The 14,916-nt window shown below is 70.8% G+C and carries 15 protein-coding genes and 1 pseudogene; 10 read left to right on the top strand and 6 right to left on the bottom strand.

Going from position 1 to position 14,916, the window contains the following annotated elements:
• Window positions 1-85 precede the first annotated feature (85 nt).
• The 5 genes from I8E28_RS19870 to I8E28_RS19850 all read left to right on the top strand — a co-directional run bounded on the left by I8E28_RS19870 (window position 86) and on the right by I8E28_RS19850 (window position 2,861).
• Window positions 86-640: a hypothetical protein gene (locus I8E28_RS19870; RefSeq protein WP_200789954.1), complete on the top strand. Its 555-nt coding sequence runs from the start codon at window positions 86-88 to the stop codon at window positions 638-640.
• Window positions 637-1,182 carry a DUF2306 domain-containing protein gene (locus tag I8E28_RS19865; RefSeq protein ID WP_200789953.1) on the top strand — a complete coding sequence of 182 codons (546 nt, stop codon included), beginning with the start codon at window positions 637-639 and terminating at the stop codon, window positions 1,180-1,182. The genes I8E28_RS19870 and I8E28_RS19865 overlap by 4 nt, the downstream gene beginning before the upstream one ends.
• A gap of 5 nt (window positions 1,183-1,187) precedes the next feature.
• Window positions 1,188-1,697: a GNAT family N-acetyltransferase gene (locus I8E28_RS19860; protein ID WP_200789952.1), complete on the top strand. Its 510-nt coding sequence runs from the start codon at window positions 1,188-1,190 to the stop codon at window positions 1,695-1,697.
• 84 nt (window positions 1,698-1,781) lie between these two features.
• Window positions 1,782-2,162, top strand: coding sequence for a DUF192 domain-containing protein (locus I8E28_RS19855; protein ID WP_200789951.1), 381 nt, complete (start codon window positions 1,782-1,784; stop codon window positions 2,160-2,162).
• 150 nt (window positions 2,163-2,312) lie between these two features.
• Window positions 2,313-2,861 carry a DUF4019 domain-containing protein gene (locus tag I8E28_RS19850; RefSeq protein ID WP_200789950.1) on the top strand — a complete coding sequence of 183 codons (549 nt, stop codon included), beginning with the start codon at window positions 2,313-2,315 and terminating at the stop codon, window positions 2,859-2,861.
• A gap of 96 nt (window positions 2,862-2,957) precedes the next feature.
• Here I8E28_RS19850 and I8E28_RS19845 read toward each other — a convergent pair whose 3' ends face one another.
• The 4 genes and pseudogenes from I8E28_RS19845 to I8E28_RS19830 all read right to left on the bottom strand — a co-directional run.
• A complete protein-coding gene (locus tag I8E28_RS19845) occupies window positions 2,958-4,364 on the bottom strand; it encodes an efflux transporter outer membrane subunit (protein ID WP_200789949.1) in 1,407 nt (468 codons plus the stop codon).
• Complete coding sequence (locus tag I8E28_RS19840; protein ID WP_200789948.1) at window positions 4,361-5,587, bottom strand: efflux RND transporter periplasmic adaptor subunit; 1,227 nt, start codon at window positions 5,585-5,587, stop codon at window positions 4,361-4,363. The genes I8E28_RS19845 and I8E28_RS19840 overlap by 4 nt, the downstream gene beginning before the upstream one ends.
• A 4-nt stretch (window positions 5,588-5,591) precedes the next feature.
• The gene (locus I8E28_RS19835) at window positions 5,592-8,777 is read right to left on the bottom strand and encodes an efflux RND transporter permease subunit (RefSeq protein ID WP_200789947.1); all 3,186 of its coding nucleotides are present in this window, start codon (window positions 8,775-8,777) and stop codon (window positions 5,592-5,594) included.
• 135 nt (window positions 8,778-8,912) lie between these two features.
• A pseudogene (locus I8E28_RS19830) lies at window positions 8,913-9,249 on the bottom strand (MBL fold metallo-hydrolase); the annotation flags it as partial.
• 78 nt (window positions 9,250-9,327) lie between these two features.
• On the opposite strand from I8E28_RS19830, the gene I8E28_RS19825 reads away from it, so the two are divergent.
• From I8E28_RS19825 to I8E28_RS19815, 3 genes are read left to right on the top strand one after another with little or no spacing between them, the layout of a single operon-like run.
• On the top strand, window positions 9,328-9,642 hold the full coding sequence (locus I8E28_RS19825; protein WP_200789946.1) for an ArsR/SmtB family transcription factor: 315 nt from the start codon (window positions 9,328-9,330) through the stop codon (window positions 9,640-9,642).
• 4 nt (window positions 9,643-9,646) lie between these two features.
• Window positions 9,647-10,081 carry a YeeE/YedE family protein gene (locus I8E28_RS19820; protein WP_200789945.1) on the top strand — a complete coding sequence of 145 codons (435 nt, stop codon included), beginning with the start codon at window positions 9,647-9,649 and terminating at the stop codon, window positions 10,079-10,081.
• A 10-nt stretch (window positions 10,082-10,091) separates the two neighbouring features.
• Window positions 10,092-10,538 carry a YeeE/YedE family protein gene (locus I8E28_RS19815; RefSeq protein WP_200789944.1) on the top strand — a complete coding sequence of 149 codons (447 nt, stop codon included), beginning with the start codon at window positions 10,092-10,094 and terminating at the stop codon, window positions 10,536-10,538.
• 237 nt (window positions 10,539-10,775) lie between these two features.
• On the opposite strand, the gene I8E28_RS19810 is transcribed toward I8E28_RS19815, so the two are convergent.
• Window positions 10,776-11,735 carry an MBL fold metallo-hydrolase gene (locus I8E28_RS19810; protein ID WP_200789943.1) on the bottom strand — a complete coding sequence of 320 codons (960 nt, stop codon included), beginning with the start codon at window positions 11,733-11,735 and terminating at the stop codon, window positions 10,776-10,778.
• A gap of 94 nt (window positions 11,736-11,829) precedes the next feature.
• Between I8E28_RS19810 and I8E28_RS19805 the strand changes: the two genes are divergently transcribed.
• Window positions 11,830-12,978: an acyl-CoA dehydrogenase family protein gene (locus tag I8E28_RS19805; protein WP_200789942.1), complete on the top strand. Its 1,149-nt coding sequence runs from the start codon at window positions 11,830-11,832 to the stop codon at window positions 12,976-12,978.
• A gap of 111 nt (window positions 12,979-13,089) precedes the next feature.
• On the opposite strand, the gene I8E28_RS19800 is transcribed toward I8E28_RS19805, so the two are convergent.
• Window positions 13,090-14,376: a hypothetical protein gene (locus I8E28_RS19800; RefSeq protein ID WP_200789941.1), complete on the bottom strand. Its 1,287-nt coding sequence runs from the start codon at window positions 14,374-14,376 to the stop codon at window positions 13,090-13,092.
• A gap of 351 nt (window positions 14,377-14,727) precedes the next feature.
• Between I8E28_RS19800 and I8E28_RS19795 the strand changes: the two genes are divergently transcribed.
• Window positions 14,728-14,916, top strand: a complete 189-nt coding sequence (locus I8E28_RS19795) for a hypothetical protein (RefSeq protein ID WP_200789940.1) — start codon at window positions 14,728-14,730, stop codon at window positions 14,914-14,916.

Below are 14,916 nucleotides of genomic sequence, written 5' to 3'. Positions count from 1 at the left end.
CTGCCGGCGGACATCGAGCACAGGGCCTAGCTCGGCAGCCCGCCGCCGTCGTTGGCAGCCGGGCCGATTCCCCGACAATCCGCCCATGACCGCTTCCCGTTGCGCCCGCCGCGCCTTCCTCCTCGGTGCAGCCGCGACCTGCACGTTCGCCGCAGTGCCTGCCTTGGCCGTGGCCCAACAGGCTGCAACGCCGCCGACCGATGCGCCGTCGCCCGCACCGGCCGCCCGGGACCTGCCGCCCTTCACCGTGCGCGATGCCCGCGCGCTGGCGGCCAGCGCGATCCCGCTGGCGAAGAAGGCCGAGGACGTCGACCTCGACTACTCGCCGGCCAGCCTGGTCGCCATCGACAACATCGTGCTGGACATGCGCGACGAAGGCGCGTCGCCCGCGGCCGCGGCGCAGGTCCTGCTGGTGCTGGGCTGCTACGTCGGCGAGGTGCTCGTGCGCAACACCGACGGCCTGTGGGACGAACCCACTGCCGCGGAACTGCAGGCCGGCGCGCGGGTGCCCGGCATCCGCGGCAAGAGCGGCCGCTTCTACGACCCAGTCGGGCAAGTGTTCCGCCTGCTGCAGGAAGGCGGCGGCGAAAGCCTGGCCTTCTACTTCGCGCGCGTGAAGCGCGACGCGGCCCAGTCGTGAGCACGCTGCGGCAGCGCCTGCGCGGACCGGGCGCATCGCAGGCGTGGATCGCCGTCGCGATCGTCACGGTGGCCTATGTCGCGGTCGTGGTCGACCGGCTGCAGGACCTGCCCGACGCCTTCCGCGGCTTCGGCTTCCATCCGCAGGTGCTGCTGCACGCGTCGTGGAGCACGCAGGTGCACCTGCTGGCCGGCTTCGTCGCGATGGCGTTGGGCGTGCTGCAGCTGCGCGCCCCCAAGGGCACGCCGCGCCATCGGGCGCTCGGCTACGCGTGGGCCACGGTGATGCTCGCCCTGTGCGGCAGCGCATTGGCCATGAAACAGCACGTCGGCCTGCTGCAGATCCTGGCCGTGATCGTCATCGGCCTGCTCGGCAAGGCCGTGTGGCACGCGCGCCGCCACGAGGTGGCGCAGCACGCGCACCTGATGCGGGTGCTGGTGCTCGGCGCGACGCTGGCCGTCGGCCTGTTCACCGCGGTGCCGGGGCGCATCTCGTGGCAGCTGTTCTTCGCCGGATCGCCTGCGACGGCGGCAGGGCGCTAGGCGCGGTGACGCTGCGTCCCCTGGTCGCCGCAGACCATGCCGCGGTGCTGCGGCTCAATGCGGAGTCGGTGCAGTTCCTCAGCGCGATGGATTCGCAGCGGCTCGCCCAGCTGCATGCGCAGGCGGCGCTCGCGACGGTCGTCGAACGCGCGGGCGAGGTCGTCGCCTTCCTGCTCGCGTTCCGCGAAGGCGCGGCGTACGACAGCGTCAACTACCAGTGGTTCGCGCAACGCTACGACCGCTTCCTGTACGTCGACCGGGTGGTGGTGGGCGAGCAGGCGCGCCGCAGCGGCATCGCGACGCAGCTCTACGGGCAAGTGGTCGCGCAGGCTGCGGCTGGCGGCGTGCCGCTGGTGGCCCTGGAGATCGATAGCGACCCGCCGAACGCCCCGTCGGAACGGTTCCACGCGCGCTATGCGTTCCGCGAGGTCGGACGCCAGGCCGTGCCGTATGCGCCGAAGGTGGTGTCGATGCGCGTGGCGGACGTACCGCTCAGGCAGGCGACGGCGGGGTAGCCGGCCTCATTCCGGCGGCGGCCTACAACCGGCTGCGGCCGGTTCGGGCAGCGCGCGCGGGTTGGCGTGCCAACAATGCCGCCGATGCACCAGATCCGCATGAAACTGGCCGCCGGCGGCCACCCGATCGACGCCTACGTGGCCCGCACGCGCCAGCAACGCGCCCTGGGGCTGATGCACCGCACGTCGCTGGAGCCCGACGAAGGCATGCTGTTCGTCTGCGACCGCGCCGAGGTGCAGCGCTTCTGGATGAAGGACACGCCGCTCGCGCTGTCGATCGCGTTCCTGGACGAGGACGGCACGATCCTGCACGTCGACGACATGGAGCCGCACACCCTGGACACCACGACCTGTCCGCATCCGGTGCGCTACGTGCTGGAGATGCCGCAGGGGTGGTTCGCCGAGCGTGGGGTGGAGGTCGGCGAGAGGGTCGAAGGGCCGGTGTTCGCGGTGAGCGCGGCCTGACCCTTGTCATTCCGGCGAAGGCCAATCCATGCGGCGCTCGCGCGCCTGCGTGTGGATTGCGGGTCAAGCCCGGAATGACAAAGAGAGCGGATAGCGGGTCAAGCGCGCAATGACAAGGCCGCCGGGCAATGCATGAGGCATCATCGCCGCATGCACCTCATCCGCTTCCTTGTCCTGGTGCTTCTCGCGGGGGCCGCGATGGCCAACCCGCTCAACGGCGAAGTCCCGATCGTGCTGGCGCCCGTGAATGCAGACAAGGACTGGATGCCCAGCGCGGAGCAGGTGCGGCACGTCGTCGAGCAGTCGCGCCGCTACTTCGCCGCGCGGGACGCGGGGCGGTTCGACGCCGCCTTCCGCCAGTACGCGCCGACGCAGAAGGCGCAGGTCTCGTTCGACGGATGGCGCAAGGGCGTGCAGGAGTTCAACCAGCGCGCGGGCGGCGTGCGGTCACGCAAGCTGCTGCGCATCACCTGGTACAAGGACCCGCCGCAGGCGAGGCCCGGCGTGTACGCGGCGGTCGACTTCGCGTCGACGACCGCGAAGCTCGCGCTGCACTGCGGCTACCTGGTCTGGCGCGAGCAGGACGATGGCAAGCTGGGCATCGTGCGCGAGGAAGACAACGTGCTGGACCCGCCGTCGCTCGCGCAAGTGCCGGTGGAGAAGGTGCGGGCGTTGAAGAAGGCGATGCACTGCACGTAGCTTCGTCGTCCCCGCGGAGGCGGGGACCCATCGCTTCCCTCTGCAGGAAGAATGGAAGCGATGGATTCCCGCCTTCGCGGGAATGACGAAAGGGTGTCAGAACTCCCCGCCCACCGCCTTCACCAAAAACACCGACACCAGCATCCGCTGCCCCGTCAGCTGGGCGAGCTGGCGGCGGGCGGTCAGCAGCGACTGCTGCGCGGCGATGACGTCGGTGAACGACGTCGCGCCGCCTTCGTAGCGGTCGGTCGCGATGCGCAGCACCTTGTCGGCGCTCTCCACGGCGCGACGCGCCTGGGCGACGGCGCGATCCAATGCGGCGCTGCCGGTCATGCCGTCCTCGACCTCCTGCATCGCGGTCAGCACCACGCGCCGGTAGTTCGCCACCGCGACCTGGTAGCCCGCTTCGGCGATGGCGACGTTGGCGTCGGTGCGGCCGGCATCGAACAGCGGCTGCGTCAGCGACACGCCGAACGACCACAGCAGGCTGGGCGCGTCGAACAGCGACGACAGCGTGCGGCTCTCCGTGCCGATCGACGGCCCGATGGTGAAGCTGGGATAGTAGGCGGCCCGCACGACGCCGATCTGCGCATTGGCGGCGGCCATGGCGCGCTCGGCGGACGCGATGTCGGGGCGGCGTTGCAGCAGGTCCGAAGGCACGCCGACGGCGACCAGCGGCGCGGCGCGCTCGGCGACGACAGGTGCGATGGAGAACGTCGGCGCAGGCTGGCCGACCAGCGTCGCGATTGCATGCTCGAACTGGTCGCGCTGGCGGCGCAGCACGTCGACCTGCGTCAGCGTGCTGTCCAGCAGCGCCTGCTGCTGCGCGACGTCCAGGCCGGACGTCGCGCCCAGGTCATGCCGCGCCGTCGCCAGGTCCAGGGCGCGGCGCTGCAGCGCGATGGACTGCGCGAGCACGTCCAGTTCGATGTCCAGCTCGCGCAGGTTGAAGTACGCGGCGGCCAGGTCGGTGGTGAGCACCAGCCGCACGTTCTGCCAGTCGGCTTCCGATTGCTGCGCGCTGGCGCGGGCCTGCTCCAGGCTGCTGCGCACGCGGCCCCACAGGTCGGCTTCGTAGGCGACGTTGAACGACAGCGTGAAGTCGTTCTGCACCGTGCTCTGGTTCGTTGCCGAGTAGTTGGTCAGCGGCCGGTTGGCCGAGATGCGCTGGCGCGCGGCGCGGCCGGACACCGACACCTGCGGGAACAGGCCGGCGTTGGCGAGGTCGACGCCGGCGCGCGATTGCGTGAGCCGCGCCGTGGCCACCTGCAGCGTGGGGCTGGCCTGCAGCGCCTGGTCCATCAAGGCGTCGAGCGCCGTGTCGCCGAAGGCCTGCCACCACGCGCCGCGCGGCGCGGCGTCGTCGGGCTTGGCGGCGCGCCAGGGCGCCTCGGTCTTCCAGGCCGCGGGCAGGTCGACCTGCGGCCGCTCGTAGCCGGGACCGACAGAGGCGCAAGCGGAGACCAGCAGCGGCAGCGCGAGCGCCGCGAGCGCGCGCCTCACGGGCGGCCCTTCGCGGCCGATGCCGCGGGCGCGCGGTTGTCGGCGACCACCTGCACCTTGTCGCCGTCGGCGAGCGAATCCGAGGGGTTGAGCACCAGCGACTGGCCGGCCTCGATGCCTTCCAGCACCTCGACGCTGTCGCCGAAGTTGCGGCCCAGGCGCACCGTTTGCAGCTTCACGGCACCGTCCTCGCCCACGCGTGCGACGAGCACGCCCTGGCCGCGAAACAGCAGCGCGTTCGACGGCACCACAGGCACGGTGCTCGGCGCCGCGGCGAGTTCGACGTTGACGAAGGCGCCGGGCAGCAGCGCGCCGTCCTTGTTGGGCAGCGTCACCTCGACCTGCATCGTGCGGTTGCTGGTGTCGATGGACGCCGCGGTGCGCGCCACGCGGGCCGGGAACGTGCGGCCGCGCAGTTCCGACTGGGAAACGACAGCGTCCTGGCCCACGCGCACCAGCTGGGCGTACGCCTGCGGCACGTTGACGTACACGCGCAGCGGGTCGGTCTGCGACAGCAGGAAGAGCGGCTTGTTGGAATCGATCAGGTCGCCGATGTCGACGTTGCGGCGCGTGATCACGCCGGAGAAGGGCGCCACCACGCGCTTGAAGCTTTCCAGCTGGCGCAGCCGCTCGACGTTGGCGTCGGCGCCGGCCAGGTTTGCCTTGGCTTGCGCGAACGCGCTGCGGCGCTCTTCCAGCTCCTGCTGCGACACGGCGTCGCGCTTGCGCAGCGCCTCCCAGCGCTCCATGGTGGTCCGCGCGAGTTCCATGCTGGCGGCAGTCTGGTTGCGCGCGGCAATCGCCTGCGACAGCTGCTGGTCCAGTTCCGGCGTCTCGATCTCGGCCAGCAGCTCGCCTTGTTGCACCCGGCTGCCGATGTCCTTGGTCCAGCGGCGCAGGTAGCCGCCCGCGCGTGCAGCCACCGGCGATTGCACGAAGCCCTGCAGCGTCCCGGGCAGCGTGAGCACCTGGCCCTTGCCCGCGCCGCCTGGCACGACGGTGGTGCGCACGTACTGCGTGCCGGCTTCGGCCGCGGCGGCGTCGAGCGCGCGCGAGTTCGCGATGCGGCTGACGACGGTGCGCGCCGCGCCGGCGCCGAGCAGCAGCAGCACGACGATCGCGGTGATGCGGGCGCGGCGCGCCACCTGGCGGCGGCGCAGGAGCTCGCTGCCGTCGTCCTCGACGGGATGGACGGCCAGCGACGAATGGGTCTGTTGCGACATGGGATCAGCTTCCTTGCGGGAGCGGCGGGACGTGCGGGGCCTGGCCGCGCGCCGCCGCACGGCGCGCAAGCCAGTCGTGCACGCCCGCGTACAGCACGGGCACGAACAGCAGGGTGGAGACGGTGGCGAAGACGAGGCCACCGATGACGGCGCGGCCCAGCGGCGCGTTCTGCTCGCCGCCTTCGCCCAGACCGATCGCCATCGGGATCATGCCGATGATCATCGCCAGGGCGGTCATCAGCACGGGGCGGATTCGGGTGGCGCCGGCCTCGAGCGCGGCGGCCAACGGGGTGGAGCCCACCTCGCGCTGCTGGCGCGCGAAGGCGATCACCAGGATCGAGTTGGCCGTGGCCACGCCCATGGTCATGATGGCGCCGGTGAGGGCCGGCACGCTCAGCGTCGTGCCGGTGATGAACAGCATCCACGCGATGCCGGCCAGCGCGGCGGGCAGGGCCGCGATGATGATGGCGGCGTCGATCCAGGACTGGAAGTTCACCACCACCAGCAGGTAGACCAGCACGATCGCGCCCGCGAGGCCAATGCCCAAGCCCAGGAACGAGCGCTGCATGGTGTCGACCTGGCCGCGCATCGTGACCGAGTTGCCGCGCTTGAGCTTGGGGCGGACGTCGTCGACCAGCTTCTGCACCCTGGACGCGACGCTGGCCAGGTCGGTTCCCTGCACGCTGACGTACACGTCGACGGCGGGCGCGATGTTGTAGCGGGACACGATGGGCAGCTGCCGGCCGGGGCGTGCCTCGACCAGGTTGCCCAGCAGCTGCGGGCTGGCCGCGTTCTGCGCGCTGCCGGTGCCCACCGGGATGCCCAGCAGCGCCGACAGCGAGTCGACTTGGTACTGCGGTGTCTGCGTGACGACGTTGTAGACGACGCCGTTCTGCGGGTTGAGCCAGAACGCGGGCGCCGTCTGCGAGCTGCCCGAGAGCGCGATGAGCACGTTCTGCCCGACGTTGGTGGCCGACAGGCCCAGCTGCTGCAGGCGCGTGCGATCCATCTGCAGGTTCAGCGCCGGGCCGTCCAGGCGCTGGTGCACGTGGGCGTCGACGGCGCCGGGGATCTGGCGGATGCGCTTGGTGAGTTCGGCCGCGAGCTGCGCGTTGCCTTCCAGGTCGTTGCCGGAGAACTGCACGTCGATGGCCGCGGGCAGGCCGAAGTTGAGGATCTGCGTGACGATGTCCGCCGGCTGGAAGAAGAACTCCACGCCGGGGAAGCGCTTGGGCAGCTCGCTGCGCAGCACCGCCATCCAGTGCTGCGTGGGGCGGTGGCCTTCCTTCAGCGACATCAGGATCTCGCCGTCCAGCGTGCCGATGGTCCCCGAGTTGCTGTACGACAGGTTGATGCCGCTGTTGGGGATGCCCAGGTTGTCCAGGATGGTTTCCAGTTCCTCGGCGGGGATCAGCTCGCGAATGGCGACCTCGACGCGATCGGCCAGCCGCGCCGTCTCCTCGATGCGCGTGCCGGTCGGCGCGCGCATGTGCAGGCGGATCTGGCCGGCGTCGACGCTGGGGAAGAAGTCGCGGCCCAGCGCCGGCACCAGCAGGCACGACAGCGCGCAGAACGCAAGGAACGCGCCGCCGAACGCGCGCCGGCGCACCAGCACCGTGGACAGCAGCAGCGAGTAGGCGCGGCGCAGGCGCTCGAAGCGGCGGTCGAACGCCTGGTACACGCGCTGCAGCGGGCCGCTGCCGCCGGACTGGTGGCCGCCCATCATCAGCATCACCAGCGTGGGCACCAGGCTGCGCGAGAGGAAGTACGACGCCAGCATCGCGAACACCACCGCCTCGGCCAGCGGCACGAACAGGAAGCGCGCGACGCCGGTGAGGAAGAACATCGGCACGAACACGATGCAGATGCACAGCGTGGACACGAACGCCGGGGTGCCGATCTCGCCGGCGCCCACCTCGATGGCTTCGCGCAGCGGCTTGCCCAGGTGCAGGTGGCGCTCGATGTTCTCGATGGTCACGATCGCCTGGTCGACCAGGATGCCCACCGACAGCGCCAGGCCGCCGAGCGTCATGATGTTGAGGGTCTCGCCCAGCGCGAACAGCGCGAGGATCGAGGCCAGGATCGACAGCGGGATGGTGATGGCGATGATCACCGTGCTGCGCCAGTTGCCCAGGAACAGCAGCACCATGGCGGCGGTCAGGCCGGCGGCGATCAGCGCTTCGGCCAGCACCCCCTTGACGGCCGCCTTGACGAACAGCGACTGGTCGAACAGCGGCGTGATCTTGATGTCCTGCGGCAGCTGCTGGGCCGCGCGCGGCAGCATCTCGCGCAGGTTGTCCACGATGTCAAGCGTGGACGCGCCGCCGTTCTTCAGGATCGACAGCAGCACGCCGCGCTGGCCGTCCTGGCGCACCACGTTGGTCTGCGGCTGGAAGCCGTCGCGCACGTAGGCGACGTCGCGCAGGTAGGTGGTGGCGCCGCCGGTGGTGCGCACCGGCAGGTCGTTGAGGCCCGCGATCGCTTCGGGCGAGCCGTTCATGCGCACCGTGTACTCGGTGTCGCCCAGCTTGGCGGTGCCCGACGGCAGGATCAGGTTCTGCGTGTTGATCGCGTTGACCACGTCGGCCGGCGACAGGCCGCGCGACTGCAGCGCATTGGTGTCCAGGTCGACCGAGATCACCTTGACCTTGCCGCCGTACGGGAACGGGATGGCGACGCCGGGGATGGTCACCAGCTGCGGGCGCAGCTGGTTGACGGCCGCATCGAACACCGACTGCTCGGGCAGCGTGCTGCTGGACAGCGCCAACTGCACCACCGGGATGCTCGAGGCCGAGTACTTGATCACCAGCGGCGGCGTGATGCCCGGCGGCAGCTGGCGCACCTGCGCCTGCATGCCCGCGACCACCTGGGCCATCGCGTTCTGCAGGTTGGCGTTGGGCTGGAAGAAGACCTTGATCACCGCGATGCCGGGCAGCGAGGTCGACTCGATGTGCTCGATGTCGCTGACCAGGGTGGTGAGGCTGCGCTCGGACTGGGCGGCGATCCGCTGGCCCATCTCCTGCGCCGGCAGGCCGCCGTAGTTCCAAATGATGCTGACGACCGGAATGTTGATTTCCGGGAAGATGTCCGTCGCCATGTTGCGCAGGGCGAGCGGCGTGGCCAGCACGATCAGCAGCGCCATCACGATGAACGTGTAGGGGCGCCGCAGCGCCAGCGAAACCATGGACATCGGGACAGCGGCCTCGAGGTGAAGCCGCGATGATAAGAGCGCTTAGCGTTTCGGCTCTGTAAAGACGCCCCCCGTGTCATCCCCGCGCCCCACCGTCATTCCCGCGAAGGCGGGAATCCACCGCTTCCGCGGGGAAGACGGATTCCTCAGGCGTGGCCGAGCACGTTCAGCGGCACGCGCAGGTAGGCGGCGCATCGCGACGAATGCGGCCTCGTCGACGCCGTCGTGCACGTGGATGTTCGACGCGCGCTGCGCGGCCACGGTCGTCTCCCAGGCCGGCTCGCGGGTCGTCGTGGCAGACGAACACGCGCGTGTCGCCCGGCAAGTCGAGCAGCCGACGGATCGACCGATACAGCGTCCGCGCGTCCCCGCCGGGGGAGTCGGCACGGGCGGTGCCCACGTCCGGCAGGAACAGCGTGTCGCCGACGAAGACCGCGTCGCCCACCGGGTAGGCCATGTCGGCCGGCGTGTGGCGGCGCGGCTCCTTGGAAAACAATCTACTTGACAACAATATATTGATCGATAGACTAAAACTGAAGGACCGATGCACATGCCCAGGAAACTGCAACTCCACCCCGAAGCGCTGCGTGAAGGCGCGGGCGCGGCCGTCGCCGTGCTGAAACTGCTCGCCAACGAGGACCGCCTCCTGCTGCTGTGCCAGCTGTCGCAGGGCGAAATGAACGTCGGCGAGCTCGAGGAGGCGCTGGACATCCACCAGCCCACGCTGTCGCAGCAACTGGCCGTGCTGCGCAACGAAGGCGCCGTCACCACGCGTCGGGACGGCAAGAACATCTACTACAGCATCGCCGACCACTCGGTGCTGGAAGTCGTCGCGGTGCTGCACCGCCTGTATTGCCCGGAGTGATGCCATGACCATCGACTGGACGTCCTTCACCCCCTGGACCGCGCTGGCGGGCGGGATGCTCATCGGCCTCGCCGCGGGCCTGTTCGCCGTGCTCAACGGCCGCATCGCGGGCATCAGCGGCGTGCTGGGCGGCCTGCTGCGCCCGGTCCGCGGCGACCTCGGCTGGCGGGCCGCATTCATCGGCGGCCTGGTGCTCGCGCCGGTCGCCTACGCGCTCGTCGCGCCGGTGCCGCTGCCCGTCATCGGGGCCGGGCCCGGCACGCTGGTGCTCGCCGGCCTGCTGGTGGGCTTCGGCACCCGGCTGGGCTCGGGGTGCACCAGCGGCCACGGGGTGTGCGGCATGTCGCGGCTGTCGCTGCGCTCGCTGGTGGCCACTGCCGCCTTCATGGGCGCGGGCTTCGTCACCGTGTTCATGGTGCGGCACGTGCTGGGCGCGTGAGGAGACCACCATGGCCCAGATCGCTTCCTTCGTCGCCGGCCTCGTGTTCGGCCTCGGCCTGCTCGTCTCGGGCATGGCCAGCCCCGCCAAGGTGCTGGGCTTCCTCGACATCGCCGGGCGCTGGGATCCCTCGCTCGCGCTGGTGATGGGCGGCGCCGTGCTGGTGGGCCTGTTCGCGTTCCGTCTCGCGCAGCGCCGTCCGTTGTCCGTGCTGGGACTGCCGATGCGGCTGCCCGAGGATCGCCGCACGATCGACCGCCGCCTCGTGGCCGGCGGCCTGCTGTTCGGCGCCGGCTGGGGGCTGGCGGGCTTCTGCCCCGGCCCGGCCCTGGTCGCGCTGGGCACCGGCAGCCTGCAGGCCGTGCTGTTCGTGGTCGCCATGCTCGCCGGCATGGGCCTGTACGAACTGCAAACCACCCTGCGCGCGCGGTCGACGGCGGTGGCGCCCTCCCGATGACCTGGGCGCTGCTCGCGATCACCGTGGCGATGGTCGCCGCGGCGTCGGATGACAACCGTGGGCTGTCATTGCGGGCTTGACCCGCAATCCATTCCCAACCTTCGCGCGGGTGCACGCATGGATCCCGGCTTTCGCCGGGATGACAGCTTGGCTGCCGGGATGACAGCGTGGCTGCCGGGATGACAGCGTGGCTGCCGGGATGACAGCCCTCGGGCGGCTACGCCCGCCTTTGGGCTGTCACTTCAAGCTGCTGTAGTTCAACGGCACGAACACGTACCCCTTCTCCGCGGCGCGCAGGCGGCCGACGCCGGGGAAGGCGAGATGGGCGGCGCCTACCAGGTAGCCGTTCTTCGCCGCATCGGCGAACGCGTCCTGGCGCTGCTTGAGCGCGGCGGCGTTGTCGCTGTCGAACTGGATCGTGACGCTGGGGTCCTCGAACTGCACGGCCGCGACGTGCATCAAGTCGCCCCACAGCACCAGCTTCTCGTTCTTGCTCTCGATGCTGTAGATCGTGTGGCCGGGCGTGTGGCCGTAGTTGGCGATCGCCCGCACGCCGGGCACCAGGGCTGTGCTGCCTTCGAAGGGTTTGAGCTTGCCGGCCTCGCCGTAGGCCTTGACCACGGCGATGGCCGGCTTGAAGAAGTCGCGGAATTCCGCCGGGGCGGCGTTCATGGTCGCCTCGCTGCCCCAGTAGTCGACGTCACGCTTGTCGATGCGCAGCGTGGCGTTGGGGTACGCGCGGTTGGCGCCGTCCAGCAGGCCGCCGATGTGGTCGCCGTGCATGTGGGTGATGTAGATCTCGTCGACCTGCTCGGGCTTGTAGCCGGCCGCACGCAGGTTGGCCTGCAGGCCACCGGTGCCGGGGCCCATCGTCACGCCGGCGCCGGTGTCGATCAGCACCAGCTTGCTGCCGGTGTTCACGAGGTAGGCGTTGTCGGACGTCTCGACCTGCTCGCCCAGGAAGTTGCGGCGCAGCGCGTCGCCGATCTGGATCTTGTCGCCCTTCAGCAGCTGGGCCACCGGCAGCTTGAACGTGCCGTCCGACAGCGCCGTGACTTCGACGTCGCCGACCATGAAGCGGTACCAGCCCGGCGCCTGCACCTTCTGCAGCGGGGCTTCGGCCAGGACGGCCGGCGGGACGAAGGTGGCGGCGGCGAGCAGGGCGCTCGCGAGGACGGCGTGCAGCAGCTTGGGCATGTTCTTCTCCAGGCGTGTTGGGGATGCGCGCGATCGTAAGGTGATCCGGGAATCCCTGCACCGCCGCGGCAGGGACGCGCCGCACAATGGCCGCATGCCGCTGCAGTTCCCGCGCTCGTGGAGCGACGCCGACCTCGAGACCTTCCGCGCCAGCGTGGCGCGCTTCCTGGACCAGGAGATGGCGCCGCGCGATGCAGAGGCGCGCCGCGACGGCCACGTCGGCCACGCCATGTGGCGGCGTGCGGGCGACGCGGGGCTGCTGTGCGTGGACATTCCCGAGGCCTACGGCGGCGGGGGCGGCGACTTCCGCCACCAGGCGGTGGTCGACGAGGAGATGGCGCGCCGCGGCCTCACGGGCATGAGCGCGTCGGTGCATGCGATCGTCGCCCACTACCTGCTGAACCACGGCACCGAGGAGCAGAAGCAGCGCTGGCTGCCACCGATGGCGCGCGGCGAGATCGTCGGCGCGATCGCGATGACCGAGCCCGGCGCCGGCAGCGACCTGCAGGGCGTGCGCACGCGGGCCGTTCGCGACGGCGGGCACTACGTCGTCGACGGCAGCAAGACCTTCATCACCAACGGCTTCCTCGCAGGGATGGTGCTGGTGGTGTGCAAGACCGATCCGGCGCAGGGCGCCAAGGGCATGTCGATCGTCTGTGTCGAGACGGGTGACTGCCCCGGCTACCAGGTGGGCCGCCGGCTGGAGAAGATCGGCATGCATGCGCAGGACACGTCGGAGCTGTTCTTCAACACCGTGCGCGTGCCGGCGGCGAACCTGCTGGGCGGCCGCGAGGGCCAGGGCTTCTACCAGCTGATGGGCGATCTGCCGTACGAGCGCCTGATCATCGGCGTTGCCGCGCAAGCCTGCATGGAAGGCGCGTACGAGGCGACGCTCGCCTGGGTGCGCGAGCGGCAGGCGTTCGGCCAGCCGATCGCGAACTTCCAGAACACGCGGTTCAAGCTGGCCGAGGTCGCAGCGCAAGTCACGGCGGGGCGGGCCTTCATCGATCGCTGCATCGAGCGGCTGGTGGCCGGCGAGCTGGACACCGCGACGGCGTCGATGGCCAAGCTGTGGGGCTCCGAGACGCAATGCCGCGTGCTCGACGAGCTGCTGCAGCTGTGGGGCGGCATGGGCTACATGCAGGAGACGCTGGTCGCGCGCATGTGGGCCGACGCGCGCGTGCAGCGCATCTACGGCGGCACCAACGAGATCATGAAGGAAGTGATCGCGCGGGCGATGTGAGGGGCCGGAACGACAAGTCGGTCGTTGTCATTGCGGGCTCGACCCGCAATCCACACGAAGGCGCCTGGGGCGCCGCAGGCATGGATTCCGGCTTCCGCCGGGATGGCGACGTCACTTCGCCGGCCGCAGCAACACCAGCGTCCCGCGATCCGTCGTCGCCAGCACCGACCCGTCCTGCGCCAACGCAACGATTTCCTGCAGCAGGCCGACATCAGCGCTGCCCACCCGGGCGTTGAGATCGACCATCCCGTCCAGCTGGCTCCAGAGAAACGCGTGGTGCGCGCCGCCGGCGGTGCTCGCGCGGCCGCCGACCTGCCCGGCCGCGTTCACGACCGTGGCGGCGGAGTCGGTGCCGCCCAGCGTGCCGAGCGACAGCGGGGTCGCGTCGCGCCACAGCGTGGCGAGCGTGTGGCCATCGGCCGTGGAGGCGCTGCCGGCGACCCAACCGGCGGCGTTCATCGCGGCGGCGGCCGAGTCGGGCCCGCCCAGGGTGCCAAGGTCGACGATGCCTTGCGAGGCGCTCCAGCGGTAGGCGCGCTGCTGGCCGTTGGCCAACTCCGCCTGGCCGGCGACCTGGCCGGCATCGTTGAGCGCCGCCACCGACGAATTCGCGCCGCCCAGCGTGCCGACGTCGACCACCGGCTGCCCGACCACCCACAGCGCCGCGTGCGTGCCACCGGCGGGCGTCGACGAGAGGCCGGCGATGGTGGCCGCCGTGTTGATGAACAGGCCTTCGGTGCCCACGATCATCCCGCTGCCGATCGCCTCGAGCGACTGGCCCGTGCCGTCCGGGTTGCGGCGGAATCCGGTACGGAAGCCGCGGTCTGCCAGGGTCCCCGCCATCTGGCCGCTCGTGTTGATCGCCGCGGGGACGGTGGAGACCGACGGCGACGTGTCGATCACGCTGAGCACCTCCGGTGGCCCCGGCAGCCAACTGAAGATGTGCGGACTGCCGCGCACCAGGAAGCCGGTGACCATGCCGGCCGCATTGAGCGCGACCGCGCGCCCCGTCTCCGCCGAGATGTCGCGCACCGCGGCGCCATCGAAGAAGCGCGCGCGCTCGCCTGTTGCGGTGGTGGCGGTGTACGCCACCTGGCCGGTGTCGTTGAGGCTCATCGCACCGGCTTGCGGGCTGTCCGCGAAGACCGTCGCCACGAAGGTGGCCGCGATGCTGCCCGCGGGTGCAGGCGCCGGCGGGTTGGGCGCGGCCGTTGGCGGCGCGGGCACGGCCGCTGGGGGTGGCGGCACGGCAGCGGGCGGAGTCGGGGCCGCAGCGGGCGCCGGCGCCGGCGCCGGAGCGGCCGGGCCGATGGCGGCGGCGGGCGGTGCCTGCGCGACCGGCACGTCGTCGCCGCCCCCACCGCCGCAGGAGCCGGCCAGCAGGGCGGTGAACAGCACGGACAGGGATCGTGGGACGCGGGGTTCCGCGGGCGGGGTTGTCGGGTCCGAGTGCCGCATGGCGCCTCCCGTACGTGCCTGTCCGGAGAGGCTCGCGCGGGAGCAGGCCACAGGCGCGCGGGACGGCCGCCGGGCCGCTCGGCGTCCCGGTGCGATCGATTCTGCGACCGCCCTCCGGACCGGCCCGCCGGCGTGGTAACGAGCGCCCTTGGGGTGTGACCCGGCGTGTCCGCAAGCCGACGAACGGCACGGAATGACGGAGCTAGACGTTTCGTTTACATCTTCGACGCCCGCACCGTGACGGATTCACTCGGTGCCCGGCGCGTTCGCCCCTAAGCTCTTCCGCACACCATGAAATGCCGCTGCATCGTCCCGCATGCCTACGAGGTCCGCATCGAGCGGGCCTGGTGGATGCGCATGATCCCGTTCAGCGCCGCGTACTACTGCACGCATTGCCAGCAGAAGTCGCTGCAGCTGCGAAAGCCGATGTTCCCGCGCGGCAACGGCGCCGCCGCGGGCGACCATCGCGCGCACCACTGA

This window comes from Ramlibacter algicola (assembly GCF_016641735.1).
GTDB lineage: Bacteria > Pseudomonadota > Gammaproteobacteria > Burkholderiales > Burkholderiaceae_C > Ramlibacter > Ramlibacter algicola.
The sequence above is the reverse complement of the archived record's forward strand: the minus strand, read 5'-3'. Positions and strand labels throughout refer to the sequence as shown.